Here is a 26,930-nt window from a genome sequence, read left to right as displayed (position 1 = left end):
GTGAAATGACGAGTGCTAAAGTGGCTACTGAGTCACAGATAGAAGTGGTTATTGACTTTAACTAGAGGAGGAATTCGATTGTCTTTGAAAATAGAGAATGTCACGATTTATACAGGTAGAGGCGATAAGCTGACAGAGTCGGCTATCCTCATTGAAAAAAACAAAATTGTTGCAGTTGGAGAAGAAGCTGTTCACAAACAAGCAACAACTGTAATCGACGGTCAAGGAAAAACCATTTTGCCAGGATTTTTTGATATGCACATTCATCTTGGCATGGACGGTGTAGCAGATCCATTTGCTCAAATTTCTACAGACAGCCAGGCATTGTCTGCTTATCGTCACCAAGCTAACGGGAAAAAACAGATAAAGTCTGGCGTTACAAGTGTTCGTAACTTAGGGTCGAAAGGACATATTGACTTGGCGTACCGCGACGCTATAGAGGCAGGCCTTGTCACTGGTCCTACAGTTTATGGTTCTGGTCAGCCGATTGTCATGACGGGTGGTCACGGCTATCCGCTTGCTTCAGAAGCAGATGGAGAAGACGAAATCCGTAAAGTGGCACGTCAAACGTTAAAGCAAGGCGCTGACGTATTAAAGTTGATGGCGACTGGCGGTGTGATGACACCTGGCGTTGACCCAGGCTCTCCACAATTATCGGAAAACGAAATGAAAGCGGCAGTTGAAGAAGCGCTTCATGCTGGAAAAACGACCGCTTCTCATGCACAAGGAACTATCGGTATTCAAAATGCCGTACGTGCAGGAATTACGACCATTGAACATGGTATTTTCCTAGACGATGAAACCATTCATTTGATGATTGAATACGGAACAGTGCTTGTCCCGACGCTTGCAGCACCGTATTACATTGTCCAAAATGCAGATTCAGGGGAAATTCCACCGCATGCTATCAAAAAGGCGAAATATTGTTACGAAGCGCATAAAGAAAGTTTCCGAAAAGCAGTAAAAGCGGGCGTAAAAATCGCAGCGGGTACAGACGCCGGGACACCATTTAACTTACACGGTGATTTTGCTAAAGAACTGGAATTGATGCATGAAGGTGTGATGACTGTTCGTGCCATCATTACTTCCGCAACGTATGATGCGGCAGCTGTCTTAAATGTTCAAAACGAAACCGGATCACTAGAAGCCGGGAAAGTCGCTGATTTTATCATTCTGTCTGAAGATCCGGAAAACAGTCTTTCTGCTTTTCGTTCAGTCGAAACTGTCTATCAAGGAGGCGTAATGGTCCATGTCAATTAATACACAAAACTTGTCCATAGAAAATGAAAAACTCCAGCAACTGGTCAGCCAATTAGAAAATTTTTACCCTGAAATGGTGAGTATTCGTCGTCATCTTCATCAATATCCTGAAATTTCTCATCAAGAAGTCGAAACACCTCAATATATAGCTGAATACTACAATGCGTTAGGGTTAAAAGTCAGAACCGGTGTGGGTGGACGTGGTGTAGTCGCTACATTCAATGCGGAAAATGCACAAAAAACTATTGCGTTCCGTGCAGATTTTGATGCTTTGCCAATTCAAGATCAAAAAGAGGTGCCTTACAAATCGACCATCCCTGGCGCTATGCATGCCTGTGGTCATGATGGCCATACAGCGGCACTCATGGTTTTTGCCAAAACGTTAGTTGGAAATCCAGAGCAAGTGCATCATAACGTAGTCTTTATCCACCAGTTTGGAGAAGAAGAATATCCAGGGGGTGCATAGGCTATGATTGCAGACGGTTGCCTCGCAGGCGTTGACGCTGTCTATGGTTGCCATCTTCAAAGCACGATGCCATCGGGAACCATGTTTTACAAAGAAGGCTATATCCAAGCTGCGGTCGATACCTTTGTTATTACTGTGAATGGCAAAGGAGGTCATGGCGCCATTCCTCAAGAAACGGTGGATCCGATTGTCACGGCTGCTCACATTATCACGGCACTTCAGTCGATTGTTAGCCGCAACACCGATCCACTAGAGCAACTGGTCGTTTCAGTAGGGTCTATTAACAGCGGTCAAGCCAAAAACGTGATTCCCACAACAGCGGTCATGACCGGTACCATTCGTTCGTATAAACCGGAAGTTCGTTCACTCGCTACTGAACGATTGTCGACAATCGCTTCTCAAGTAGCCAAAGCATTTGGCGCTAGAGTTGATACCGTTCTTGAAAAGGGCTATGACGCTGTGTGGAATCATCCCGAGGAAACGCAACTAGCGAAGCGCGCAATGGAAAGTGTGTTAGGTGCCGAAGCGGTAGTCGAAACGCCAGCTGTGATGCCGGGTGAGGATTTTTGCTACTATACACAACAAGTACCCGGTTCTTTTATTTTTGCAGGCGCTCAATTAGCAGAAGATGATAAAGTTTATCCGCATCATCACGCTCGTTTCGATTTTGACGAAACAGCCATGCTCAATACCGCTAAATCATTTGCTGCCATCTTGGTAGCATACGATCATGCAAAATAAAATAAGTCAGTCAAGAAGCCCCCACTTTAACGACCTGTATAGGTTGTTTAAAGTGGAGGCTTTTTTCTGGTAATTGCTGAACGCCAATAGCAGTGCAGAGAAGAACAAACTTCTAACTAAAGACACGATCAGTTGGCATGAAACGCAACCAACTCAAATTCGGTTAAATAGTTTTTTAATACATTCACGTCTTGCGTGTTATTTGCTAACGCCACATGACCGTCCGGACGCACAAAGTATAAGGCGTCTTGTTTAAATCCAGTTTTTTTCATGAAGGGTTGCCATGCAAATTCATAAATTTCAAGCGACTGCGCAGCGGCAAAATCTTTCAGTTCTTTACTTGCTTGGCCGTAAATATGAATTTGCCAATCCAGCGAGCGTAAAGCACGGAAATTATCGACATCTGTTGTTTTGATCCAAGGCAAGCGCATCCCCGCAAAAACCTTTCCGGCTTTGCCTTTACTGAGTCTACTTTTTTTATAGTTGATGTGAATTTGAGATAAGATTTTAAAAGCATTCCTTTTAGTAATCGAAACGGTGAATAAAGAAGGCAAAACGTATGGGATAAAAAATTTGCGCAACGCCGTACCTGGAAGCTTTTGATTGATAATGGTTTGGAATGCTTTGTCAGTTGTAGCGACTAACGTCCGGGCAAATGCAATCCGTTCTGTTTCGTACGTTTCTAATATAGTAGAAGAAGCTTTGCCTTTTAGTACCGCTGCGAGCTTCCACGACAAGTTGAAAGCATCTCCAATGCCCGTATTCATGCCTTGGCCACCTGCAGGACTATGAAGATGTCCGGCATCACCTAATATAAAAGTGCGGCCTTTGACAAAGTGATCGCTTACACGGTTATGAACGCGATAAGTAGAAAACCAATTGACGCGTGAAGCCGTAACTTCAATTTTCTTTTCAATGTACTCGCTAATGTCACTGTATTCGATTTCCGTCTGATTGTTAAATCGCTCTGGCACGACGCCAAGGATTCTTTTTGTGAATTCATTGCGAACAGACATATACAACATAAAGCCATCATTGTCCATATACATATCCATTTTTTCCATTTCGACTTCCGCTTTTTTGGTTTCTACATCGGCTACGAAAAACAATTGATCGTACGTACCACCTGGAAATTCAAAATCCAATCCTTTTCGAACCGTACTACTCGCTCCGTCACATCCACAAAGATAAGCAAAGTCAGCCGACTCTTCTGGCTGTCCTTCTTTTTTTAATACGGCATGGACTGTTTCCCCGGTATCTTTAAAAGAAGATAATTCCGTATCCCACTCTACATCAATGCCTAATTGTTTTAGTTCATCCACTAAAATATCTTCGTGTTCATCTTGAGGCAAGCTAAGAATTAACGGAAATGGACTTAGCCCTTTACCAAAATCATGAAATTTCAAATTGGCTTTTACTTCTTTTCCATCACTCAAATCGAGTGACAAAATCGGTTGTCCTTTTTTGACGATTCTATCGGACAAGCCGAGTTGCTGATAATGTTCTAATATCCGTGCATGTACAGCTAGTGCACGGGAAGCCGTACCTGTCCCGGACTTTTTTTCGATAATCCGAAAAGATACACCAAAACGCGCAAGGCTATAAGCGAGATCAAGTCCAGTCGGACCCGCTCCTACGATCAATATTTGTGGTTTCACAGTGAAGACCTCCTATTGAATTAAAGGATAGCAAAGTAAAAATATAAAAATAGTTGCGCTTAAAATTTCGTCGAGTTTTGCTCACGCTAACACAGGACATACATCTTCACCAAAAATAATAGCTTGTACTGTTACTATATCCTTTTTTACGATAGTTCAAGCTAACTGTGCTCAACAAGTAACCATAAATCGTTAGTAGAGTGTGAAAAAGAACGTCACATGTTAAAAAAAGGCGGTTCGAAAAAGATTGAGACAATTTCAAACAGCAACTTTAGAGAAGTTACACCAATTCAGTCAATAAAATTTATTTTGACAACTAACCATCAAGTTTCAAAAAAACATTGACAGAAAACTCTCATAAAAGTATACTTACACTAAATTAATGAAAGTTTGTTGTCAAAAATAAATAAAAATTGAAAGTTACCTTTCAGTTTTTGTAAGCACTTTCATTAAAAAGGAAAAGGGGAGAGAAAAAATTATGACAAAACGTTGGTTAGCAATAGGGGTATTGTTTTTAGCATTATTCGTATTAGGTGCATGTTCATCATCAAGTGAAGCAGGTGGCGATGATTCATCAGAAAAAGTTGAATTGAAATTTGGAATGGTTGCTGGAAATCAGCAAAACGAATACAAAGCAGCAGAAAAATTAGCAGAGTACGTAGATAAAGAAAGTGACGGACAGTTAACGATTAAATTATATCCAAACTCTCAATTAGGTGATGATCGTGCAATGCTTGAACAAGCAAGCGAAGGATCGTTAGATATGGCTTTAGCTGAAACTGGGCGTTTTGGTATTTGGGTGCCACGTGCTTCTTTAATGGGCTTACCCTATATTGTTGATAATTATGAACACATCACAAAAGTGTTAAACGATACAGAATACGGTAAAGGGTTGAAAGAAGAGTTAGCGACAGAGCATAACTGGGTTCTTGCAGGAAATGCTTATAACGGTACACGTCAAACAACATCTAACCGTGCAATCGAATCACTAGCAGACATGGAAGGCTTGAAGCTTCGTGTACCAGAAGCGCAAAACTTGTTAGACTATGCAAAATACACAGGTGCGTCTGCCACTCCAATGGCTTTCACAGAAGTTTACTTGGCCTTGCAAACTAACGCAGTAGATGGTCAAGAAAACCCATTATCAACAATTGATGCACAAAAATTCTATGAAGTTCAAGATTACTTAGCGATGACAAACCACGTCGTAAACGATGTAAACTACGTTGTCAGCAAAGCAACAATGGATAAACTACCAGAAGACTTGAAAACAATTTTAGAAGATGGCATCGAAGAAGCGACAGCTTATCACACGTCACTATTTGAAGAAGAAGAAGCAAGCTTGATCGAGAAGTTCAAAGAAGAAGGTGTAACGGTAACAGAGCCAGATCTTGAGGAATTCAAAGAAGCAGTTTCTAAAGCATACCCTTCGTACTTGAAAGAAATTGGTGAAGGTTCAGATGCGTACTTGAAAGAAATTCAAGAGGCGAATGATTAATTAGGAATCAGGTGAAAACATGAAAAAGTTTTTAGCAAATTTTGAAGAAATTGTAGGCGGCGTTCTTTTTATCATCATGTTAATTGTTTTGACGATGCAAATTTTCTTCCGTCTTGTTCTTGATCAGCCGCTAACGTGGTCAGAAGCATTAGCAAAATTTATTTTCATCTATGTCGGTTACTTAGCCGTATCCATCGGTATAAAAGAAAACGGGCATGTCTATATTGATTATTTTGTTGAGAAGATGCCAAAAGCAATACAAAAAGGGTTGAACTATGTCTTCCAATTTGTCATTTTAATCGTTTTATTGTTGATGACGTATATTGGTTATGAAATGGCTTTACGTAAAGTACCCGTTGATATTGTGGCATTAGGAATTTCGTATGTGTACATGTACAGTGCTCTTCCACTTCTTTCACTATTGATGATTTACCGTCTTCTTGAGCGAAACTACCAAGAATGGCGCAATATGAAGGAGGAGATTTAAATGGAAGTAGGCATTATCTTTATCGTTTGGTTGCTGCTTCTGTTTTTAGGAATGCCAGTTGGTTTTACATTAATCGTCGCAGCATTTGCGTACTTCGCGATGACCGATTGGAGCTTGGTGTTCTTTTCAGGAGCAAAGTTGATCGATAGTATTGATAGCTTTGCGTTACTTGCGGTTCCGTTCTTTATTTTGACGGGGACGTTGATGAACTCTTCTGGTATTACCGAACGAATTTTTGCGTTTGCGAAATCATTGGTCGGTCACTATAGCGGTGGATTGGGCCATGTAAATATTATGGCGTCTCTGATGTTTTCAGGAATGTCCGGATCTGCGTTAGCCGATGCGGGAGGACTTGGACAGTTAGAAATTAAATCGATGAGAGATGAAAAGTACGATGATGATTATGCGGGCGGGTTAACAGCAGCATCTGCTATTATCGGTCCAATTATTCCACCGAGTATTCCACTCATCATTTATGGCGTTATTTCCGATCAATCAATTGCTCGCTTGTTTTTAGCAGGTGTATTGCCTGGACTGTTGATGACGTTTTCACTAATGGTTGTGGCTTATATTTGGGCGAAAAAGCGTGGCTATGCAAAGGCACCAAAAGCATCAATGAAAAAAAGGTTTTATCATTTTAAACGGGCATTTTGGGCGTTGTTGACACCGATTATCATTATTGGTGGAATTTTCTCTGGTTTCTTCACCCCAACAGAAGCTGCGATTGTCGCTACATTGTACGCGATGTTCTTAGGTTTCTTTGTCTACAGAGAACTAACTTTCAAGTTATTGTTTACGAACGTCGTTGAGTCGATGAAGTTAACAGGAGTCGCTGTGTTGATGATCATGGGTGTCGAGTTTTTCGGACAAATGATCGCGCACGAACAAGTGGCTATTAAAGTAGCGGATTTCTTCTTGAACGTGACAGATAATCCAATTATTTTATTGTTGTTGATGAACTTGTTGCTAATTTTCTTAGGCATGTTTGTTGAATCTTTGGCTTTGTTGATTTTACTCGTACCGATTTTAGTGCCAGTCATACTAGTAGCAGGAGTAGATCCTGTACACTTTGGTATTATTGTTATTTTAAACTTAATGATCGGGATATTGACTCCGCCGATGGGCATGGCCTTGTTTGTGGTGTCACGAGTCGGGAATATTCCAGTGGCTACGTTAACACGAGGCGTTATTCCATTTATCATTCCACTGGTTGTGTGTTTGTTATTAATTACGTTCTTCCCGCAAATTGCTTTGTTCTTACCAGATCTATTATTACCTTAACCGAAAGTAGGAATCTCACATGTTAGTCGCTGTATTCGATATTGGTGGAACAAATATTAAGTATGGTATTGGAGATTCTCACGGGCACATACTTGCTGAAGATGTAACGCCCACAGGCGCATCTAAAGGCGGAGCAGTATTGGTTGAAAAGATTGAGCACCTGACAAAACAACTTCAACAACAGTGGCCCATTACAGGGGTGGCTATTAGTACAGCAGGATCGATTGACTCAGCAGCGGGTAAAGTAATTTATGCGACGCAAACCATTCCAGGCTATACAGGGATGAACGTTAAAAAACTGCTAGAAACCAGACTTCAGCTTCCGGTCGAAGTTGAAAATGATGTCCATTGCGGCGCGCTTGGAGAACTTTGGAAAGGCGTTGCATCAGATTCGCAACAGCTATTGTTTTTGACCATTGGAACAGGAATTGGTGGTTCACTCGCATTACATGGGCAAATCCACAAAGGAGCTAGTCATTTAGCCAGTGCCATTGGTCATATGAATCTCTACCCTAACGGTAGACTTTGTTCATGTGGCCAAAAAGGCTGCTTTGAACAATACGCATCTGTTAGTAGGCTAGAGCAAAAAATACAAGAAATTCAGCCACACCAACAAGTTCCTGCATTTATGGAAAGTGTCAAACGTGGTGATGAAGAGTCTGTAAACTTATTTCATGAATGGTTAAATGACTTAGTGATTGGTTTGCAATCCTTGATCTATGTTTGGAACCCCGACTCGGTTGTAATTGGAGGCGGGATTTCAGCTCAAGGAAAATGGTTAGAGCAAGAAATTGAGAGCGCTTTGTTCAAGAATTTGCTAGAACCTTTCAAAGAAAAGCTTGTCATTCGTTTAGCAAAAAACGGCAATCGCTCGAATTTACTAGGTGCTATTAAAAACTACGAACTTCAACAAGTGAGGCGAGAGATCAGATGAAACCACAAACGAAGTTAGGCGGTCTGAAGCCGACATTATTGATGATACAGATGAAAGCAGATTTCACGAAGTCTGATACTAAAATATACGAATACATTTTGGCAAACAAAGAAAAAGTTTTGTATCATTCGCTAACAGAAATGGCTGAAGCCTGTTGCGTTGCAGAAGCTACTTTGTTGCGTTTTTTCAGAAAGCTAGACTACAAGGGCTTTCAAGACTTCAAGTTTACATTTGCTCAAGAAATTTCATCAACGGTGACTGACGCTACTGACGATACATACGTGGATAAAGTAAAAAACAATGTGATTCAAGTGATTACGGATACTGCTGATGTAGTTGAAGAAGATTTGCTTGAACAAGCCATTATGAAAATTGCTGAATCTGAAGATGTTGTCATTTTTGGGATTGGTTCATCCGGAATTGCAGCGTTAGATATGCAAAATCGATTTATGCGAATCGGCAAAAATGCCAGTATTATCACAGATTCACATTTTCAAATGATGCGAGCAGCTTCTATGACGGAAAAGACCGTCGTCATTGCAGTTAGTTTGACCGGTAGCACAAAAGACATTGTCGACGCTGTAAGTGCATCAAAAGCGAGTGGTGCAACAGTAATCGCGTTAACGAGCTATACAAAATCCCCTTTGACAAAATTTGCTGATTTAGTCTTATTATCCTCAGCCAAGGAAAGTCCACTAGATAGTGGTTCGTTAGTTTCGAAAATATCTCAGCTGTTTTTGATTGATTTAATTTGCACTGGTCTAGCCATGAAAAATGAAAAAGAAGCAAAAGCAACACAATTGAAAATCTCAGAAAACACAGCAAGTAAATTGTATTAATCAACTTAGAAGATATACATTATGGAATAGTAGGGAGTAGTCGTTATGGATAAACAGTCATTACTAGCAAAACTAGAGCGAGGGCTGATTGTCTCATGTCAGGCATTAGAAGATGAACCTTTGCACAGTTCTTACATCATGTCGAGACTCGCAGTAGCAGCACAAGAAGGTGGCGCTGTTGGTATTAGAGCCAACAGCTATGAAGACATCAGTGCCATCAAAAAGCTCGTTGACTTGCCAGTCATTGGCATTGTTAAGCGTGATTACGCCGACAGCAAAGTGTTCATCACAGCTACGTTAAAAGAAGTGGAAGAAGTAGTAAAGTCAGGCGCGGACATTATCGCACTTGATGCAACAGATCAGTTACGACCGAACGGCCAACGACTGGATGAGTTTTATGCAGAAGTGCGTCAAGCTTTTCCGAGTGTTCTGTTGATGGCAGACATTTCAACCTTTGAAGAAGGCGTAAACGCAAGTGGATTAGGCTTTGACTTAGTAGCAACGACACTTTCAGGGTATACGGATTACACGAGAGATCAGAAGCTACCGAATATCGATTTGATCAAATCGCTGGCTGAAGCAATTGATACACCCGTAATGGCAGAAGGTGGTTACTGGAAGCCAGAAGAATTAGAAAAAGCGGTAGCTTCCGGAGCTCATGCGTGTATTGTCGGGTCTGCGATTACGCGACCGAGAGAAATCACTAAGCGATTTGTTTCAAGTTTGACCAAGTAGAACACAATACGATAAAGGGAGCGGTTAATAGATGAAAGGTTTATTTACAGCATTAATAGTTTCTTACGATAAAGACGGAGAAATCAACGAAAAAGGATTACGAGAAATTATTCGGTATAATGTAGATGTATGTAAAGTAGACGGCTTGTATGTAAACGGCAGCACAGGAGAAAACTTTATGATTTCTACAGAAGAAAAGAAACAAATTTTCCGCATCGTTAAAGATGAAGTAAAAGACCAAGTCGAGTTAATCGCACAAGTAGGATCGATCAACTTAAAAGAATCCATTGAACTTGCTAAGTACGCAACTGATTTAGGCTATGGTGCACTTTCTGCAGTTACGCCGTTTTACTATAAGTTCGACTTTGAAGAAATCAAGCATTATTATAATGAGATTATTAATTCAGTAGATAACAAAATGATCATTTACTCGATTCCTTTCTTAACAGGAGTAAATATCAGTTTGGAACAATTTGCAGAGCTTTTTGAAAACGAAAAAATCATTGGTGTGAAATTCACGGCTGGTGATTTCTACTTGCTAGAAAGAATGAGAAAAACGTTTCCAGACAAACTACTTTACGCTGGATTTGATGAAATGCTTCTATCTGCAGCAGTTCTTGGTGTGGACGGTGCGATTGGCAGTACGTTCAACGTCAACGGACAACGCGCGCGCGAAATTTACGAATTGGCCAACAAAGGTGAAATTGCAAAAGCGCGTGAAATCCAACATGAGACCAATGATTTTATCACGGAATTATTGAACAACGGTCTTTACCAAACGCTAAAAGAAATTTTAAAAGAAAAAGGCGTTGACGCAGGTTATTGCCGTCAGCCGATGAAAGAACTATCAGAAGAAAAAGTAGATACAGCTAAACGCATTGCAGCAACGTATTTCTAACATACATGGTGATAAATAATGAAACAACCGCAAAGTTAGATACTTTGCGGTTGTTTTTTTTGGAATGATTCAATCATTTTCTAATTTATTTTCCAATTCTAGGAACCATTTCACTTTCCATTCGTAAAAGTAGAGAGCAGAAATTTTTGGAGGTGATTGTATGTCAAAAACAGCAATGCAGTTAATCAATTTAAAAAAGACGATTGGCAAAAAACCAATCATAAAAGGCTTGGATTTTGAAATAAAAGCCGGTGAAGTGTTTGGGTTTTTGGGACCAAACGGAGCGGGGAAGACCACGACGATTCGTATGATGGTTGGCTTGATTGACATTACAGAAGGCGATGTACTGATTGAAGGCAAAAGCATCAAGACCGACTTTAAAGGCGCGATTCAACACGTTGGCGCGATTGTTGAAAACCCGGAAATGTATCCGTTTTTAAGCGGTTGGAAAAACTTGCAGCAATATGCCCGTATGGTGAATGGAGTGACAGAAGAGCGCATGAACAAAGTGATTTCACTAGTGGGCTTGGAAAACGCCATTCATGAAAAAGCTGGCAGGTATTCATTAGGAATGCGTCAGCGGTTAGGCATTGCACAAGCTTTGTTGCACAGACCTTCTATTTTAATACTAGATGAGCCAACAAACGGACTCGATCCTTCGGGAATCCGTGAAATTCGCAAATACATACGCAACTTAGCGGAAAAAGAAGATGTAGCCGTTATTGTTTCGAGTCACTTATTGACAGAAATTGAATTGATGTGCGACCGGATTGGCGTTATCAAAAATGGCGAATTGATCGCGATTGAAGCTGTTCGAAGTATAAGAAACGAAGAAGCGTTACAAACTGTGTTTATTGAAGCAGAGCCGTTAACGCTTGCGAAAAATTACTTGGATGCCGAAATGCCCAATACGGTTAGTTTAGTGGAAAAAGAACTTTCGATGTCCGTCAAACGTGAAGAAATTCCTGCAATTTTGAAAAAGTTAGTAGAACAAGGAATTAGCATTTACGGTGTTCGTGTCTTGCAAGCTACGCTTGAAGATAAATTCTTTGACTTGATTGGAGAGAATACCATTGAGTAATTTTATAAAATTGATTTGGAACGAGCAAATAAAATTATATGCCCAAAAGTCAACGTGGGTCATGTTTATCTTCATACTAGCAATCGCAATAGGCGGCGGGTTTTTAACAAAATTTATGGGAGATGAATCTGATTTTAAAGAATACGGCCAAAACTGGCAAACAGAACTTCAAGAAGAAAATGAACAACTAGCAACTGATATGGAGAAAGATGAATTTCTGCAATTCTCTAATCCTCCGATTATTGAAGAAAACAATTATTACTTGGAAGAGAATATAAAACCCAAGCCTTATGACGGGTGGGAGTATGTATTAGAAAATAGTTTTCTTTCGTCATTGATCAGCTTGTTTACGATTGTGGTGGCGGCGGGAATCATTTCAAATGAATTTAAATGGGGTACTATTAAATTATTACTCATTCGTCCTATTTCCCGAACCAAGATTTTGTTTTCTAAATACGTTTCGGTTTTGATTTTCGCACTTACGTTACTGATTTTCTTATTGGTGACGTCTTGGATAACAGGAGCTGTGTTATTTGGGTTAAATGGACTGAATCCGACATTTGTTCAGCAACAGACAGAAGGTTTTGCTCAAGTGGGTGTATTGGGTGAGATTGTCGAAGCGTATGGTTATAGTCTTGTTACATTAGTTATGATGGCGACGTTCGCCTTTATGATTTCCGCTATTTTCAGAAGCAGTGGCATGGCCATTGGTTTAGCTATTTTCTTGATGATGGCAGGCAATGCGATTGTGGCGTTCTTGGCTCAATACGATTGGGCAAAATACATTTTATTTGCAAATACGAATTTGAAACAGTATATGGCGGGCGGCATGCCAATCAATGAAGATATGACATTGACGTTTTCTATCGTCGTGTTGGTCGTCTATTTTGTAATTTTCATAGCTGCTGCATGGACTGCGTTCACCAAACGCGATATCGCAGGACAGTAAATGAGAAAGTAACCAAAAATGAGGAGGATTATGATGAAAAGAACAGCAGAAATCGTTGTAGGAATATTAGGTGTTTTAGTGTATGGACTGACAGCAGGACTAGGGGCTTAATGGTATGGCTTCAAAACAATAAAGGGCTATTGGAAGATACATTAAACGAAGGAGCTCAAGACCAACCAGAAGTTAGTACCGCTGATATGGAGGCTTTTCTCGATGTGTTAGGCACGGGTGGCTGGCTGCTTGTTGGCACTTCGGTTGTTGCTATTGTGTTAGGAATTGTCGCAATGGTCTTGCTTAAAGGAAATAACAAACCAATGGCAGCAGGAATCATTTTCCTTGTTACTGCAGTAATCGGTTCATTCGTCACAGGTGGAGCCGGTATTTTGGCCGGTATCTTTTATTTAGTTGCTGGTATTATGGCGCTTGTCCGGAAGCCGCAGCGACTGGTCGAGAGATAAGTTACTATAACAAAAGGGCACGAGGTATACATGTGTATATCCCGTGCCCTTTTGTGTGTAGTCAATTTTAGTGCAACTCCATTTAAAGACAGAGTCGTACGTTTGCTATTGACAAAGAGATTCGTTTAGGACTAGTATACGGATAAATACGTTAAGGTTTCCCTCAGGAAAGCTTTTTTGAGGAGAGAAGAAAATCATGCCAGATAAAGAGTCAAATCGATCAAACGGACATTATAAATCGTATAAAGACATAGCAAGTTCTCCCAGAAGACGAAGTAAAATATTGCTGTTTTTAGGACCTGCTTTTATTGCTGGAGTCGCATACATTGATCCAGGAAATTTCGCTACCAATATCACCGCAGGATCTGAATACGGGTACATGTTATTGTGGGTAGTTCTGGCTTCAAATTTAATGGCAATTCTCATTCAATCTTTGTCCGCTAAATTAGGAATTGCCACTGGCAAAAACCTTCCTGAAATTTCAAGAGAAAAATTTTCAAAACCAGTCACCTTTGGACTGTGGATTCAAGGTGAGTTAGTTGTCATGGCTACAGACTTAGCTGAGTTTATAGGAGCTGCCTTAGGACTTTACTTATTGTTTGGAATTCCGTTATTGCCTGCTGCTTTAATTTCAGCTGTTGGTTCATTTGCGATACTTGAATTGCAACGTAGAGGGGTTCGACCGCTCGAGGCCGGAATAGCCGGAATGGTGTTTATCGTCGTTGTGGCTTTTGGATTACAAGTGTTCTTTGCGAAGCCAGACGGTTCGTTGATTCTTGCGGGTCTTTTTACGCCACAGTTTAAAGATGTCAATAGCGTCATGCTGGCTGCTGGAATTATCGGTGCTACTGTAATGCCGCATGCCATATATTTGCATTCAGCTTTGACTCAAAATAGAATTGTGGGTAAAACTGAAACGGAACGAAAGAAAATTTATCGCTTTGAGTTAATTGATATTTTGCTTGCGATGTTGATCGCCGGAGCGGTCAATGCATCCATGCTGATTGTCGCGGCAGCTCTTTTTTTCAAGAATGGTCTCCAAGTTCAAGACCTTGAGGTAGCATACACTCAGTTTGCTGAGTTGAGTGGACCATTATTTGCGATCTTATTCGGAATCGCTCTGCTCGCAGCAGGTTTGGCCAGTTCTACTGTAGGCACAATTTCTGGCGATATTATTATGCAAGGGTATATCAAACGGCGAATTTCACTTTATTTGAGAAGAGCAATTACTGTTATTCCACCTCTTGTCGTCATTGCCATCGGCGTTAATCCGACAACCGCACTGGTGCTTAGTCAGGTCATTTTATCTTTTGGGATCCCTTTTGCTTTGATCCCTTTAATCATTTTTACAAGCAATAAAAAAATTATGGGTGGCTTAGTAAATCACAAAGTCACCAGTTTGCTCGCTTGGTTGATTGCAGCAGTCATCATCGCGTTAAATGTTTTCTTGTTAGTCGAGACCTTCCAAGGCTTACTGTAAAGCTAGAGCATTTATCCAGCCATTCGCGGGGAGCTTAATTGCAGATCAAGGCTGGCGCAGTTCTTATATGATTCTTGGAGTCGGTGCGTTTGTCGTGATTGTGCTTGTTATCTTACTCTTAATTCGTAAAAACCCAGAAGACAAAGGGCTTTTACCCTATGGTATGAAAGATGCAAGTGCTTCAGATTTTAATGCAGAAGACAATATCGTGCGAGGCGTTACTTTTGCTAATGCCAAAAAGTCACTTGCCTTTTATTCGATGTTCTTATTCCTATTCTTTATGACGGCAGTCGGCAGTTTTGCACAACATATTGCTCCTTATGCGATTGTCAACGGCTACACAATTGAATTTGCGGGTCAGGTGTTAGGATACTTCATGATTGGAATGCTTGTTGGTTCACTGGCCTTTGGCTTTTTGACAGACAAAATGGGTGTTCGTAACACAGGATACATGTCAATGTCAGTTGGTATTATCTCGGTTTTACTACTAATCTTCATTCCTGGAAACGCTGCAGTTTTTAGTGTAGGAATTGGCTTGTTTGGGTTTGTGACGGCATCAATTGGAACATTGGGACCGTTATTGACTACAGCAATTTTTGGTACGAAAGAATACAGTCAAATTTATGCAACGATCGCAATTGGATTAGCGACTGCTGGTATTGTTGCTTTGCCTGGGTATGGGTACATTTACGATATCACGGGGAACTATCAAATTGTTTTGTACATGATTATTGCTATGCTCATTATCAATATCATCTTAATTACTTTTGCATTTAAAGGGAAAAAGATACTTGAAAGCAAAGGGCAATACAATTAATAATTTAGTGCTTTTAACTGGCATAGAAAAACCGAGTGCAAATTTTCGCACTCGGTTTTTTTTACTACTGAAATGGTCATTGGATCTTATGAAATTAACATTTTAGCCATATAAATTTCATTTTGCGGTTTGTTTTCGATCATAATTGCATTTTTGCGGATGCCTTCAGACTCATAGCCATTTTTTTCGAAAAACTTTCGAGCTGGCGTGTTTGCTTCTAGGATGGTAAGTTCCAGACGCGTAATGGCTTTTTCTTCAGCCCATTCTTCTGTTTTATGAAGAAGAGCCGTTGCGATTCCTTTGCCTTGTGCTTTTTTTTGAACAGCCAGAAGCAAATCTAGGCGATGTGACGCTCGAGCGGCATCGTTACCTTCTGCAATCAAGTATCCCACATGTTCTCCATTTAAAATCGCCAAATAGATGACGGATTGCCCACTTTGATTCCATGAGATGATTTGCTTTCTGACTTTTTGCGTAGACAGCGAGCGTTCCCCTTTTCCATAAAGTAGAAAATCCGATTCGCTTTCGGTCTGTTTTTGTAAATCTGCAAGAAAGCGAGCATCTCCGTGTCCAGCAGGACGTATCAATAAGATATCATCGTCACGATCCTTGTTCGATTCATCCCCGAGAGATCTAGCTTTTCGAACACTACGTAACGGTTAGGTTCAACATGCTTCACAGCATATCCAGCAGCTGCCCAAGCTTGAAAATGCTTAGCAGGAGCTTTGGTTTTTTTCCACCAACTGTAATTTAAATAAGCACTATTCGGTAAATTATGTCCCATAATTTTTTCGATTTCTGTAAAATGCAATGTAATTATTGGATTTTTAGCTGTTAAAAAATAATTTGCTAAAGGAATGTATTTTTTTTCTAAGGTCATATCCATTGTCTGTGGTTCCTTTCATGTTTTCGTTTTTTAGTAACGGATTGGTTCGGTTAGTAACATGTCATATTTTTTAGTCCTGTTGAGCAGCTTTGGTTTATTTCATTTGAGCTTCGCACCTGGTCTTGTGAGATCATCTAGTTTCTAATTAGCGTGAGAAGCGCATTTGGCTAACCTACTAAATTCTTGCTATTTATCAAATTTTCGTCTTATTTTTGTGGGACACAAGATATATATACCCGAATTTTTACGTTTAATGTACTGTTTTAAAAATAATCTATATCTTTATACATATCTCAACTACTATTTTTGGGAGTATTAGGGACTTAGAGGTTATTAAATTAGTGGTACTAATTTAATAGAGATGTCATTTGAACCATCATGTGTAACAGAATTTCAAAAAGATAGACCAACACATAAGTGTCGGTCTATCTTTTTTTTCGTTTTCTTATTCAATTAGTAAATACAGATACTGCGAAAACTTGGTTTTTACGCTTTGTTTGTTCCATGTTTTTCGTTCCATAGCTTATACGGCTGCAATCTTTCCGCATGATCGATTTGTTCCATTGGCAAACGTCGATCTTCAATTGATTTGGGGTATTCATCGTAAAAGTTTTCTAATTCAAAGTATTTGCGGTCATCACGGTAATACGTTTTGTATTCTTCTCTAGTTGTGATGTAAGTTACTTTTTTAGGACTGCAATAATACATAGCGCCTAAACACATAGGACATGGACTAGCTAGTATATAAATTTCACAATCTGTTAAATGTTCAGTTCCTAACTTTTTACAGGCTTCTTGAATGGCAAGTGTTTCAGCATGCGCTGTTGGGTCGTTTGTTTGAGCTACTTGATTGGCGCGTTCAGCAATAATTTCATCTCCACGCGTGATAATGCATGAGAATGGTCTGCCGCCTTCTTCTACGTTCTTATTTGCAAGTTGGATAACTCTTTCAATAATTTCCATTGTGCACTTCCTTTCACTATCAAGCTAATTTAAATCGATAACGTAGTTATTCCCTTCTCCAGTCTGCTCAAACGTTCTTTTTCATTCCCGTACTAGAGATGTTTGCTGTAAACTAGGCTATAAGAAATTTTTTGCTGACTAGGATTTTAGATGCGCAAGAAAATAAGTTAGTTGCGTAGATTAAAAAGGAGGTTTTTTGTATGGAGTTTGTGATTGAAATGGTTTGGATTTTACTGCCGCTTGTAATTGTTGGAGCCATTGCAATTTTTGTCGTTCATCAACTGAAAACCAAACAAAAGCGAGGCACTTTAGGTAAGAAAAAATCACCAGAAGCTCAAACTGTATTAGATAGTTTAATTCCGTTAGGTATGCTGTTGGGTACGGGAGTAGGAATCACTTTTAATTTCTTTTTTTCGGATTCTTTATTGTTAGCAATAAGTCTAGGGTCAGGGATAGGTTTGTTGGGTGGTTATATTGCTTATGAACGGTATAGCAAAAAAGAAGAAAGTGATATGTGAACTTTAGATGAAAAAAGCCCTGTCAAATACCATTTAACAGGGCTTTTTTGTATGTAGCTTTTTAACCAATGAGCGAGCAAACAAGCTATCATCTGTTAACGAGGATCCGCTTAATAAACAACGAACAAAAGAGACCGATTATGGAAATAATGATGGTAAATGTAAAGGCATTTTGGACACCTGCAATCAACGCATCTGCTTGGTTTTGTGCACCAGAAGGATTTGCTACATGACTCAAGTGGTTGGTTTGACTGATATTCAAAATACTTATTGCAATGGCTGTTCCAATGGCTCCTGACGTTTGGATCATCGAGTTAACGATAGCTGTTCCATCTGGGTATAAACGAGGTGATAATTGGTTTATCCCATTTGTTTGCGAAGGTGTGGTGACCATAGACATACTCACCATTAACAGCATGAAAAAGAAAACAATCAAGTAAAGATTAGTGGAAGAAGAGACGGTAGAGAAAAACGCGACAGCTATTGTACTAATAGCAAATCCGCCAATAACCAATCCTCTTGGTCCAGATTTATCGAATATGCGCCCGCTTACCATAGACATAATGCCATTGACGATGCCACCAGGTAGCAATAGCAGTCCAGCTTTGGATGCGGGTAACCCAAGACCTGCTAACATATAGAGAGGCAGTAAAATATTTGCGGAAAAAATAATGATATTTGCAAAGAGAGTTACAATAATCCCAAGTGAAAACATAGGATGTTTAAATACTTCTAAGTTTAATACAGGTTCTCGAATCGTCAATTGCCGAAAAACGTAAACTGCCATAGCGAGTAAACCGATTGCCAAAGAAGTTAGCACTACCGGACTGGACCATCCTTCACTTCCGCCTGCATAACTAAAACCGAATACAATTCCCCCGAAACCAAAGGTCGACAAGACGATCGATAAAACATCAATTCTTTGTTTACTAGTTGTTGATAAATTAGGTAAAAAAGCAATTCCAAACAATAAGGCAAATACAAGAAATGGAATAATGATCCAGAAAATCATATGCCAATTGAAATAATCGATGATAATCCCTGCAGCTGCAGGTCCTGTAGCTGGAGCGAACATCATCACCAGTCCTACCAACCCCATGGCAGTTCCTCTTTTCCACGGCGGGAAAAGAATTAACACAGTATGAAACAGTAAAGGTAGTAAAAGAGCAGTTCCTATCGCCTGAACGATCCGTCCAATTAATAAAACAGAAAAACTAGGAGACATAGCCGCAATAAGTAATCCAACGATGGAAAAACTTAAGCTGGTGATAAAAAGCGTTCTTGTTGGAAACCGTTTGATCAGTAGTCCGGAAACCGGAATCAAGATGCCGAGAACTAAAAGGTACCCGGTTGTTAACCACTGGGCAAGAGAAACAGATATTCCAAATTCTTTTATCAAATCATTTAATGCCATATTTAAAGCCGTTTCACTGAACATGCCCATAAATCCGCTGATAAGCAAAGCAGTCATAATGGGAATTGTTTTTACATGTTTGTTTTTTTCTTCGCTGTTTAATGTACCCATTAAGTAGTTGAGTCCTTTCAAAAGTCCTGATAGAAAACTGTAAGCCGTCCTTTAGCGATTATACAGACCGAATTATTCAGGCACAACCATAGTTAACTGCAGGTTGAAATAATAAAAGAATGTTTCTTCTGCACACCAAAAAGCCGAGACCCCACTAGATGCGGGTTCTCGGCTTTTTAGTGTACTAGAGGGTTTATTTTTTCAATGTGCCGTTTAGTTCAGCGGCTTTGGCAGAGATTACATCCATTAATTCAGGTGAAAGCACATCATAAGTAGGCAATCCAAGATCGTTTAGTGTTTTGCGGATGTCACCCATTTCTGAAGTCGGCGTACCTGTTTCGATAATAGATGATACAAATGCTGCGAATTGAGGAGCGGACCATCCTTTATCGGCTGATAATTCTGTGTGAACAAAATCCAAACCATAAAATGCATGATCTTTGTTTTCAATGCGTCCAAACATATGGGCGTTACATTCTTTACAAAAATGTCTTTGAATTGCAGCTGTTTCATCTACAATTGCTAGTTTGTCTTCGTTGTGGATCACTTGCACTTTTTCACTAGGAACGACAGCTACTAATGAAAACGTAGCACCTTCGGGTTTCCAACACTTCGAACAACCACATGCGTGGTTATGCAATGTTTGTGCATCTATTTTCACTTCTACTTTGTTTGATTCACAAAGACATTGTAAGGTTCCACCGGAAAAGTCGTTTACTTCTGGATAGTCATTGAGTCCGTTAGTTAGTTTTGGGTGCAGGTTAGTAATCATTGTATAATTTCCTCCTTTTGTTTTCCCATCCGTACATCTTCAGCATCGCACTTGGTGCAATACGCACATCCATTTATAGAATAGTCGTGATATTCTGATAGATCGATGTGGCTTTATGCTAGCACTGATTTAGTGCGATAGGAAATTATAGAGGCTTTTTCTATTTCTATTTTTAGCAATTACTCAACTAATCCGTCTTTTAACGTAATGACATGATCTGCATAGGATAGCATTTCTTCGTCATGTGTAACCATTAAAGTCGTAATATTCAAAGTCCGCGTTAACTCGCGGATCAAAGACATGACTTCTTTAGAACGTTTCGAATCCAAACTTGCTGTAGGCTCATCCGCAAATAACATTTTGGGTTTGTGGATAATGGCACGAGCAATAGCAACACGTTGTTTTTCACCGCCGGATAAAGAAGCGGGATAAGCATCTTTTCGGTGCTCCATGCCAATTTGTTCGAGCAATCGACTCACTTCTTTTTTTTGCTGCTGTTTTGATAGGTTGGTTCCGGATACATCAAGCATGAGCAACAATTGTTCTTCTACGGTTAAGAAAGGAACCAAGTGAGCGGCTTGAAAAACGAAGCCAAACTCGCTTGCGCGAAGTTGGCGGATTTGTTCCGAACTCATATCGGTCATGTTTTGGCCATTAAACACAATTTGTCCTTTTGAAGTTGGTTGAAGGCCTGCGGCGATTGTCAACAATGTACTTTTACCAGAACCTGAAGCGCCGACAAGAGCAGTGATTTCACCTTCTTGAAGAGATAAATCAATTCCTTTTAAAATTTCTTCTGCGACTTCACCATTTGTGAACGTTTTTCGCACTTCTTGAGCTGTGAAAATGGTCATATTAAACCTCTCCTTGTTGAATCGCTTGTAGTGGTTCGACTTTTTTAATTTGAATACCAGATAAAGTAGCGCCGATAAAGCCAATAACTAAGAACACAATCGACAACTGGATTGTGACAGTAGCAGTCAAGCTAAACGGCATTCCTGCTGGTGCGAATTGATTGAATAATTGGCTCAACCCAATAGAGAAGACCAGTGCAATAGTGGTGATAAAGAACATTTGCGTCCACATCATTTTGAATAAGGTGCTGGTTTTTACACCAATGGCTTTCAAAATACCATACAATCCGATTTTTTGGACGTTCATCATATAGAAGAAAATCGCAAACAGTAAAGCACTAATGACAACTAAAAACCAGACAATCATGTTAAGTGATAATTGTTCGGCGCTATAACTTGGAATAGCCGAGAGAAACTCTTTGTTTGTGTAAGACTGCAAACCAGCAATTGTTGGAAACTCACTGTTTTCAGGTACGAAAAGTAATTGCATTTCATTGGTTCGGTACATTTCTTTGTAATTTTCCATGTTGATAAAAGCAACAGGGGCGTGGCTGTATTTTTGCTGATCGACAAATTCTTTAACGGTAAATTCACCACTAAATTGATCGTTTGTTAACGTGTCGCCGACTTTCAAACCAGCTTCTTGTAATGAGCGATCTAAAACAATTTCGCCTTTCTCTACATTTTCAAATAATGGAGATTCAGTAGACGTAACAAATGCGACACTTCGCTGCTTATCGTCTTCGTCATTTAAAAAGCCCATTTGAATCGATAAAGCAACAGCGTCTTTTGTTTCTGATAGCGTTTGATCTTGAATTTTAAGGTCGATGCGTGACAAACTATTAGTTCCTTCCGCATCTTCAGCCATGTAAAACTGTCCATCGGGCAAGCTTTTGATGAGGGCCGCATTATCTTGTGACAAGCCGTTAGCTAATCCCGATATGATAAACGTCAATAAGCTGACGAGAAAAACAATTGAGCCCAAAATGATAAAGCGAACTTTGTTCTTTTTAATTTCCTTCCATGCAATGTTCATGTTAACGCCTCCGGTTTCTTTGATAACTCTACTTTAGTCTGTCAACATGAACGGAAGATGAACGAGGCGTGACAATCCTAAAAAAGCTGACAATTTTTCTGTAAAAGAAATTGTCAGCTTTTTAAATAGAAGAGGTTATAGTATGCGCGGAAGTATAACTCGAACAGTCGATCCTTCACCAGTGGCACTAGAAATGTCGACGGTTCCACTGTGTAACTCTATAATTTCTTTTACAATTGCAAGACCTAGACCCGATCCTTTTGAAGAACGGGTTCGTGCTTGATCTGCTCTGTAGAATCGGTCAAAAGCGTGTTCAACTTCAGTTGGTGACATGCCAATGCCTTCATCCTGTAAATGCAAAATCATGTATTCAGCAGTTGCTGTTAACTGAACATCGATCGAACTGCCAGGTTCACTGTATTTGATGGCATTGGTCAATAGGTTTTCCCACACTGTTTGAAGAAGCACGCCGTTGCCTGTTACACAACCTTCAGCAAGTTGTGCGGAGATGCCGAGTTCTTTTTCTTCGAATGCATAACGCAAATGCGACAGGGTTTGCTGAAGCTGTTGGGCGATATCTACTTTTTCTACAAGTTCTGCCGCTTCTGCATCAAAAGACGCCAAAGTGAGCAATTGCTTTGTCAATGATGACAAACGTGTAGTTTCTTCTTGAATTATTGTTGTGTATTGTTGTTTTTCTCGTTTGCCAATGCCGTCTTTTTGAAGCAGTGCCAAATAACTTTGAATGGTATGAAGCGGTGATTGAATATCATGAGACACATTGTGCACAAATTCTTTGCGCTTTAATGTGGATTGCTCGATGCGTGAACGCATCGTTAAAAACTGATCAGCCAATCGGCCAATCTCATCTTTTCGATGGATGGCGAGTGGCACATCAAAAGTTTCCGTCCCCATTTTTTCAGTAGCTTGTGTCAATTTGGTAATCGGTTGAATCAGTAAACGCGCAACGATCAACATGCCGATAAAACTTAGTAATATAATGCCTACTGCCAAACCACCAAATAATAAGTGAAGTTCTTGAAACAGCAGTTTAATGTCAGGGCGCATAAAAAGCGCATACGTCTCCCCACCCAGTTTGATCGGAACGCCCACTGTGTTTTTTAACTCGTTGGCAAAAAAACCGGTCACAAACGTTTCGCGAGGAAAATCACGAATTCCGTTAAATACTTGACCATCAAGAACTTGTTGAATATCCGATTGAGCAATTGACTTATCTCGGTATTCACCACCGTAACTTTCGGTAGTTTCTCCATTCGTTACATAAAGTTGATAGCCGGCGTCTCCCAGCATCGTTAACGTGGCTTTTGCTCGATCTGAAGATGCATCATCCAAAAAATCCGCAAAAGACAGAGCAATGGCCAGATTTTTGTCGTTGTTTTGCTCTTTTAAATGACTGTGGTAATAGGCATTCATTCCAAAAAATGCAATGCTGCTGCTGACAAGCATGGTTGCGAATGTAAACCAAATAAATTTCACATAAAGACTCATCCACTTACCTCCAGTTTGTACCCTACGCCCCTTACTGTGACAATGTGGACATCCGGTGAAAAACGTTCTAGTCGTTGACGCAGTCGTTTAATATGGACGCTTACCGTTTGTTCATCTCCTTGAAAATCAATGCCCCATACTGATTCAATAATCAAGTCCCGACTCAACACTTGCCGCGGTTTAGACGCCAAAAGAGCCAACAACTCAAATTCTTTTAAAGGGATAAATAAAATGCCATTAATAGATCGGACTTCATAGCTTTTCAAATCAATGGTTAAAGACCCCACAATGAGCAAGTCGTCTTCAGGATGGTTATATCTTCGTAAAATAGCTTTGACGCGGTAGAGCAATTCTTTTGCTTCAAAGGGTTTCACCAAATAATCGTCAGAGCCTGCTAAAAATCCGCGTTCTTTATCTTCTATATGATGTCGAGCTGTTAGCAAAATAACCGGAAGATCGTATTCGGTCCGGACAATTCGTGTCAATTCGAAGCCATTCATGCCAGGCATCATAACGTCAACAACAGCTAAGTCCATTGTTTCGGATTCAAGCAACTGCAATGCCTCTTCACCTGAAGTCGCTTCAACAACTTCATAGCCCGTTTGACGAAGCTCAGTCGCTACAAAATTCAACATGTGTATATCGTCATCTACTGCTAATATTCGAATCATTTGCATCAACCTCCTTGATGTTCATTATACAGTGATTTAGTGAGCGAATTGATATGAGAAGAATCTAGGTTGTGAAGAATCTTGAAGACAGCAGAAGTTGTTCTTTTACTTGTAGTCAGTCAAGGATATTTCATTGAAACAACTAAAAAAAAAATATTTTGCGATATATCTCTACAATAATGCAAAGAGAAAAAATCAAAAAAAACATTCTTTTTACTCTTCTTCAAGTACTGCTATAAACGTATTTATAGAAAAAATAGGAAAGAAGTCACGAGTTAATTTGAGTGCGATAAAAAATGGAACTGTCTTGTTTTAGAGCAGGTAATAGCCTTGCAACATTTGTAATGATAAGAATTTATGCGTATAGTGGGACAAGTGTTAAATTAGACAGGTTAAATAGTAGGTAATTACTCACTATTTACATTTAGATAAAGAATTTCTAAGGGCCTATTTGGGAAAACTTGAAAATGCTCTTCTATCTATACGAAAAGCTGAATAGCAGAGGAGGTAAAAATAATGTCAATTATTAAAGTAGAGGGATTATCAAAAGTATTTGGTAAGAATTCTAAGCAGGCTTTAAAATTGCTTGATGAAGGAAAAACCAAAGAGGAAATTTTAAAGATGACGGGTAGTGCAGTAGGTGTAAACCGCGCATCATTTACAGTAGAGGCAGGTGAGGTTTTTGTCATTATGGGTCTTTCAGGAAGTGGAAAATCGACATTGGTTCGTTTACTGAACCGATTGATTGATCCGACAGAAGGTAAAGTATTTATAGATGGCGAAAACCTAGCTGCAATGGATAAAAAAGATTTGCGTCGTGTACGTCGGACGAAAATGAGTATGGTATTTCAAAACTTCGCTCTTTTTCCGTATTTGACGATTTTGCAAAATGCTGCTTATGGATTGGAAATTCAAGGGATTAGTAAAGTAGAGCGAAACGAAAAAGCGAAAAAATCGCTAGAAATGGTCGGTTTAGGAGGACACATAAACCAAGTTCCTTCTCAACTTTCCGGAGGTATGCAGCAGCGTGTTGGCTTAGCCAGAGCATTGGCGAACGACCCAGAAGTCATGTTGATGGACGAGGCTTTCTCGGCACTTGACCCATTAATTCGAAAAGAAATGCAAGATGAGTTATTGGATTTACAAGAAAGTATGAAAAAGACCATTATTTTTATCACGCATGATTTAGATGAAGCTTTGCGTATTGGAGACAAAATTGCGTTGATGAAGGATGGCTCTATCGTGCAAGTGGGAACACCAGAAGAAATATTAGTAAATCCGGCAAATGATTACGTTAAAAAATTTGTTCAGGATGTTGATCGCTCGAAAGTATTGACGGCGTTCAATATTATGAAACGGCCGGAAACAATCAATATCGACAAACACGGCCCACGTGTTGCGTTGGAGAGAATGAAAGAAGAAGGCATTTCAAGTATTTACGTGATAGACAGCAAGCGGAACTTAAAAGGATACGTAACAGCGGAAGATGCTTCTCATGCATTGAAATCAGAAACAAAAGCGTTAGAAACAATCTTAAGAACAGATGCACCAATTGTCACAAAAAATACATTGATGAATGCACTATTTGAAGTGAGTCATCACTCTCCTGTCCCAATTACGGTCGTAGAAGACGGGAAATTATTGGGCATTATTGTGCGCGGTGCCGTGATTTCAGCACTTGCTGGAGAAAGCGAGGTGAACCGTGACGATGCTTAATTTAATGGATAAAATACCGGAAATTCCATTGGCTCCGTTTGTTTCGGATTTTACGGATTGGATATCTGATACATTTGCATTTTTATTTGATCCATTAAAAAATGAATTTGGAGATGGCTTAGAAGATTTTGCTGACTTACTCGCAGCAGTCCCGCCACTAGTCGTCATCTTCATCGTCGCTGTTCTGGCATTCTTCATCAGCGGCAAACGATTTGGGTTGGCTATATTTTCTCTTCTGGGGCTATTGCTCGTCTGGAATCAAGGCTTATGGGAAGAATTGATGCTGTCGTTTACATTGGTTCTAGTCGCTAGTTTGTTGTCAATTGCAATAGGAGTTCCAATTGGGATTTTAATGTCGAAAAGCAAAATCGCAGAAAACACCATTACCCCGGTTCTCGACTTTATGCAAACTATGCCGGCTTTTGTTTACTTGATTCCAGCTGTTGCTTTTTTCAGCATCGGAATGGTTCCTGGTATTTTTGCATCATTGATTTTTGCCACTCCACCCACGGTTCGTTTTACGAACCTGGGAATACGACAAGTATCGAAAGAATTAGTGGAAGCTTCTGAGGCATTTGGAAGTACCGGTATGCAAAAGCTTTTTAAAGTCGAGCTTCCGATGGCAAAAGCGACCATTATGGCAGGTATTAACCAAACCGTTATGCTGTCATTGTCTATGGTCGTTATTGCATCGATGATTGGTGCACCGGGTCTTGGCAGAGAAGTGCTATCTTCCTTGCAACGTTCTGATGTAGGAACAGGATTTGTTGCAGGTCTCGGGATTGTTATTTTGGCAATCATCATCGATCGATTTACGCAAAGTGTCACAGGAAAAGAGAGAGTAGAAAGCTAACATAGCAAACTTTCTAGATAAAATAGAACCAACTAAAATACAAAG

The 26,930-nt window shown here is 39.9% G+C and carries 26 protein-coding genes and 1 pseudogene; 17 read left to right on the top strand and 10 right to left on the bottom strand.

Annotated elements, in window-relative coordinates; genetic code table 11:
- Positions 1-78 precede the first annotated feature (78 nt).
- Positions 79-1,260, top strand: a complete 1,182-nt coding sequence (locus I858_RS15280; RefSeq protein WP_049693698.1) for a metal-dependent hydrolase family protein — start codon at positions 79-81, stop codon at positions 1,258-1,260.
- Positions 1,250-2,467: pseudogene (locus I858_RS15275) on the top strand (M20 metallopeptidase family protein). The gene I858_RS15280 and the pseudogene I858_RS15275 overlap by 11 nt, the downstream one beginning before the upstream one ends.
- Before the next feature lie 128 nt (positions 2,468-2,595).
- On the opposite strand, the gene I858_RS15270 reads toward I858_RS15275, so the two are convergent.
- Positions 2,596-4,125, bottom strand: coding sequence for an FAD-dependent monooxygenase (locus tag I858_RS15270; RefSeq protein ID WP_049693697.1), 1,530 nt, complete (start codon positions 4,123-4,125; stop codon positions 2,596-2,598).
- A gap of 478 nt (positions 4,126-4,603) precedes the next feature.
- Here I858_RS15270 and I858_RS15265 point away from each other — a divergent pair, with 478 nt between their 5' ends.
- The 12 genes from I858_RS15265 to I858_RS15215 all read left to right on the top strand — a co-directional run bounded on the left by I858_RS15265 (position 4,604) and on the right by I858_RS15215 (position 15,582).
- The gene (locus I858_RS15265) at positions 4,604-5,623 is read left to right on the top strand and encodes a sialic acid TRAP transporter substrate-binding protein SiaP (RefSeq protein WP_049693696.1); all 1,020 of its coding nucleotides are present in this window, start codon (positions 4,604-4,606) and stop codon (positions 5,621-5,623) included.
- A gap of 19 nt (positions 5,624-5,642) precedes the next feature.
- On the top strand, positions 5,643-6,110 hold the full coding sequence (locus I858_RS17240; protein WP_049693695.1) for a TRAP transporter small permease: 468 nt from the start codon (positions 5,643-5,645) through the stop codon (positions 6,108-6,110).
- Positions 6,111-7,391 (top strand): TRAP transporter large permease, encoded by a 1,281-nt coding sequence (locus I858_RS15260; protein ID WP_049693694.1) that lies wholly within the window; start codon positions 6,111-6,113, stop codon positions 7,389-7,391. It abuts the gene before it with no gap.
- A gap of 19 nt (positions 7,392-7,410) precedes the next feature.
- Complete coding sequence (locus tag I858_RS15255) at positions 7,411-8,325, top strand: ROK family protein (RefSeq protein ID WP_049693693.1); 915 nt, start codon at positions 7,411-7,413, stop codon at positions 8,323-8,325.
- A complete protein-coding gene (locus tag I858_RS15250; RefSeq protein ID WP_049693692.1) occupies positions 8,322-9,164 on the top strand; it encodes a MurR/RpiR family transcriptional regulator in 843 nt (280 codons plus the stop codon). The genes I858_RS15255 and I858_RS15250 overlap by 4 nt, the downstream gene beginning before the upstream one ends.
- 45 nt (positions 9,165-9,209) lie before the next feature.
- Positions 9,210-9,899, top strand: a complete 690-nt coding sequence (locus I858_RS15245) for an N-acetylmannosamine-6-phosphate 2-epimerase (RefSeq protein WP_049693691.1) — start codon at positions 9,210-9,212, stop codon at positions 9,897-9,899.
- A 31-nt stretch (positions 9,900-9,930) separates the two neighbouring features.
- Positions 9,931-10,797, top strand: coding sequence for an N-acetylneuraminate lyase (locus I858_RS15240; RefSeq protein ID WP_049693690.1), 867 nt, complete (start codon positions 9,931-9,933; stop codon positions 10,795-10,797).
- Positions 10,798-10,957: 160 nt separating this feature from the next.
- Positions 10,958-11,878, top strand: coding sequence for an ABC transporter ATP-binding protein (locus I858_RS15235; protein WP_049693689.1), 921 nt, complete (start codon positions 10,958-10,960; stop codon positions 11,876-11,878).
- A complete protein-coding gene (locus I858_RS15230; protein ID WP_049693688.1) occupies positions 11,871-12,827 on the top strand; it encodes an ABC transporter permease in 957 nt (318 codons plus the stop codon). Before I858_RS15235 ends, I858_RS15230 begins: the two co-directional genes overlap by 8 nt.
- 110 nt (positions 12,828-12,937) lie before the next feature.
- Positions 12,938-13,285, top strand: a complete 348-nt coding sequence (locus I858_RS15225) for a DUF4064 domain-containing protein (RefSeq protein ID WP_239457185.1) — start codon at positions 12,938-12,940, stop codon at positions 13,283-13,285.
- A gap of 196 nt (positions 13,286-13,481) precedes the next feature.
- Positions 13,482-14,765: an Nramp family divalent metal transporter gene (locus tag I858_RS15220; protein WP_049693686.1), complete on the top strand. Its 1,284-nt coding sequence runs from the start codon at positions 13,482-13,484 to the stop codon at positions 14,763-14,765.
- Positions 14,766-14,778: 13 nt separating this feature from the next.
- The gene (locus I858_RS15215; protein WP_083553724.1) at positions 14,779-15,582 is read left to right on the top strand and encodes an MFS transporter; all 804 of its coding nucleotides are present in this window, start codon (positions 14,779-14,781) and stop codon (positions 15,580-15,582) included.
- A gap of 86 nt (positions 15,583-15,668) precedes the next feature.
- On the opposite strand, the gene I858_RS17410 is transcribed toward I858_RS15215, so the two are convergent.
- The 3 genes from I858_RS17410 to I858_RS15200 form a co-directional block, all read right to left on the bottom strand.
- Positions 15,669-16,169, bottom strand: coding sequence for a GNAT family N-acetyltransferase (locus tag I858_RS17410; RefSeq protein ID WP_065524428.1), 501 nt, complete (start codon positions 16,167-16,169; stop codon positions 15,669-15,671).
- A complete protein-coding gene (locus I858_RS17405) occupies positions 16,166-16,468 on the bottom strand; it encodes a DUF7662 domain-containing protein (RefSeq protein ID WP_065524429.1) in 303 nt (100 codons plus the stop codon). The genes I858_RS17410 and I858_RS17405 overlap by 4 nt, the downstream gene beginning before the upstream one ends.
- A 486-nt stretch (positions 16,469-16,954) precedes the next feature.
- A complete protein-coding gene (locus I858_RS15200) occupies positions 16,955-17,431 on the bottom strand; it encodes a nucleoside deaminase (RefSeq protein ID WP_049693684.1) in 477 nt (158 codons plus the stop codon).
- A gap of 200 nt (positions 17,432-17,631) precedes the next feature.
- On the opposite strand from I858_RS15200, the gene I858_RS15195 reads away from it, so the two are divergent.
- Positions 17,632-17,949 (top strand): hypothetical protein, encoded by a 318-nt coding sequence (locus tag I858_RS15195; protein ID WP_049693683.1) that lies wholly within the window; start codon positions 17,632-17,634, stop codon positions 17,947-17,949.
- Positions 17,950-18,037: 88 nt separating this feature from the next.
- On the opposite strand, the gene I858_RS15190 is transcribed toward I858_RS15195, so the two are convergent.
- From I858_RS15190 to I858_RS15165, 6 genes are all read right to left on the bottom strand, one after another.
- Positions 18,038-19,474 (bottom strand): DHA2 family efflux MFS transporter permease subunit, encoded by a 1,437-nt coding sequence (locus I858_RS15190; protein WP_049693682.1) that lies wholly within the window; start codon positions 19,472-19,474, stop codon positions 18,038-18,040.
- 193 nt (positions 19,475-19,667) lie between these two features.
- Positions 19,668-20,246 (bottom strand): S-(hydroxymethyl)glutathione synthase, encoded by a 579-nt coding sequence (gene gfa, locus I858_RS15185; protein ID WP_049693681.1) that lies wholly within the window; start codon positions 20,244-20,246, stop codon positions 19,668-19,670.
- Between the two features lie 179 nt (positions 20,247-20,425).
- Positions 20,426-21,100, bottom strand: coding sequence for an ABC transporter ATP-binding protein (locus tag I858_RS15180; protein WP_049693680.1), 675 nt, complete (start codon positions 21,098-21,100; stop codon positions 20,426-20,428).
- A 1-nt stretch (position 21,101) separates the two neighbouring features.
- Positions 21,102-22,136, bottom strand: a complete 1,035-nt coding sequence (locus I858_RS15175; RefSeq protein ID WP_049693679.1) for an ABC transporter permease — start codon at positions 22,134-22,136, stop codon at positions 21,102-21,104.
- A 135-nt stretch (positions 22,137-22,271) separates the two neighbouring features.
- Positions 22,272-23,645, bottom strand: a complete 1,374-nt coding sequence (locus tag I858_RS15170; protein WP_049693678.1) for a sensor histidine kinase — start codon at positions 23,643-23,645, stop codon at positions 22,272-22,274.
- Positions 23,642-24,316 carry a response regulator transcription factor gene (locus I858_RS15165; protein ID WP_049693677.1) on the bottom strand — a complete coding sequence of 225 codons (675 nt, stop codon included), beginning with the start codon at positions 24,314-24,316 and terminating at the stop codon, positions 23,642-23,644. The genes I858_RS15170 and I858_RS15165 overlap by 4 nt, the downstream gene beginning before the upstream one ends.
- Positions 24,317-24,832: 516 nt before the next feature.
- Between I858_RS15165 and I858_RS15160 the strand changes: the two genes are divergently transcribed.
- Both I858_RS15160 and I858_RS15155 read left to right on the top strand, forming a co-directional pair.
- Positions 24,833-26,032 (top strand): quaternary amine ABC transporter ATP-binding protein, encoded by a 1,200-nt coding sequence (locus I858_RS15160; protein ID WP_049693676.1) that lies wholly within the window; start codon positions 24,833-24,835, stop codon positions 26,030-26,032.
- On the top strand, positions 26,025-26,885 hold the full coding sequence (locus I858_RS15155; protein WP_157886527.1) for an ABC transporter permease: 861 nt from the start codon (positions 26,025-26,027) through the stop codon (positions 26,883-26,885). The genes I858_RS15160 and I858_RS15155 overlap by 8 nt, the downstream gene beginning before the upstream one ends.
- The last annotated feature ends 45 nt before the right edge of the window (positions 26,886-26,930 follow it).

This window comes from Planococcus versutus (assembly GCF_001186155.3).
Lineage (GTDB): Bacteria > Bacillota > Bacilli > Bacillales_A > Planococcaceae > Planococcus > Planococcus versutus.
The sequence above is the reverse complement of the archived record's forward strand: the minus strand, read 5'-3'. Positions and strand labels throughout refer to the sequence as shown.

What these genes read in the sequence shown, in the direction of transcription:
- I858_RS15265 (WP_049693696.1), top strand. Translation starts at nt 4,604, where the DNA reads ATGACAAAACGTTGGTTAGCAATAGGGGTATTGTTTTTAGCATTATTC.
- I858_RS17240 (WP_049693695.1), top strand. Translation starts at nt 5,643, where the DNA reads ATGAAAAAGTTTTTAGCAAATTTTGAAGAAATTGTAGGCGGCGTTCTT.
- I858_RS15260 (WP_049693694.1), top strand. Translation starts at nt 6,111, where the DNA reads ATGGAAGTAGGCATTATCTTTATCGTTTGGTTGCTGCTTCTGTTTTTA.
- I858_RS15255 (WP_049693693.1), top strand. Translation starts at nt 7,411, where the DNA reads ATGTTAGTCGCTGTATTCGATATTGGTGGAACAAATATTAAGTATGGT.
- I858_RS15250 (WP_049693692.1), top strand. Translation starts at nt 8,322, where the DNA reads ATGAAACCACAAACGAAGTTAGGCGGTCTGAAGCCGACATTATTGATG.
- I858_RS15245 (WP_049693691.1), top strand. Translation starts at nt 9,210, where the DNA reads ATGGATAAACAGTCATTACTAGCAAAACTAGAGCGAGGGCTGATTGTC.
- I858_RS15240 (WP_049693690.1), top strand. Translation starts at nt 9,931, where the DNA reads ATGAAAGGTTTATTTACAGCATTAATAGTTTCTTACGATAAAGACGGA.
- I858_RS15235 (WP_049693689.1), top strand. Translation starts at nt 10,958, where the DNA reads ATGTCAAAAACAGCAATGCAGTTAATCAATTTAAAAAAGACGATTGGC.
- I858_RS15225 (WP_239457185.1), top strand. Translation starts at nt 12,938, where the DNA reads ATGGTATGGCTTCAAAACAATAAAGGGCTATTGGAAGATACATTAAAC.
- I858_RS15220 (WP_049693686.1), top strand. Translation starts at nt 13,482, where the DNA reads ATGCCAGATAAAGAGTCAAATCGATCAAACGGACATTATAAATCGTAT.
- I858_RS17405 (WP_065524429.1), bottom strand. Translation starts at nt 16,468, where the DNA reads ATGGATATGACCTTAGAAAAAAAATACATTCCTTTAGCAAATTATTTT.
- I858_RS15200 (WP_049693684.1), bottom strand. Translation starts at nt 17,431, where the DNA reads ATGGAAATTATTGAAAGAGTTATCCAACTTGCAAATAAGAACGTAGAA.
- I858_RS15195 (WP_049693683.1), top strand. Translation starts at nt 17,632, where the DNA reads ATGGAGTTTGTGATTGAAATGGTTTGGATTTTACTGCCGCTTGTAATT.
- I858_RS15190 (WP_049693682.1), bottom strand. Translation starts at nt 19,474, where the DNA reads ATGGGTACATTAAACAGCGAAGAAAAAAACAAACATGTAAAAACAATT.
- gfa (WP_049693681.1), bottom strand. Translation starts at nt 20,246, where the DNA reads ATGATTACTAACCTGCACCCAAAACTAACTAACGGACTCAATGACTAT.
- I858_RS15180 (WP_049693680.1), bottom strand. Translation starts at nt 21,100, where the DNA reads ATGACCATTTTCACAGCTCAAGAAGTGCGAAAAACGTTCACAAATGGT.
- I858_RS15175 (WP_049693679.1), bottom strand. Translation starts at nt 22,136, where the DNA reads ATGAACATTGCATGGAAGGAAATTAAAAAGAACAAAGTTCGCTTTATC.
- I858_RS15170 (WP_049693678.1), bottom strand. Translation starts at nt 23,645, where the DNA reads ATGAGTCTTTATGTGAAATTTATTTGGTTTACATTCGCAACCATGCTT.
- I858_RS15165 (WP_049693677.1), bottom strand. Translation starts at nt 24,316, where the DNA reads ATGATTCGAATATTAGCAGTAGATGACGATATACACATGTTGAATTTT.
- I858_RS15160 (WP_049693676.1), top strand. Translation starts at nt 24,833, where the DNA reads ATGTCAATTATTAAAGTAGAGGGATTATCAAAAGTATTTGGTAAGAAT.
- I858_RS15155 (WP_157886527.1), top strand. Translation starts at nt 26,025, where the DNA reads ATGCTTAATTTAATGGATAAAATACCGGAAATTCCATTGGCTCCGTTT.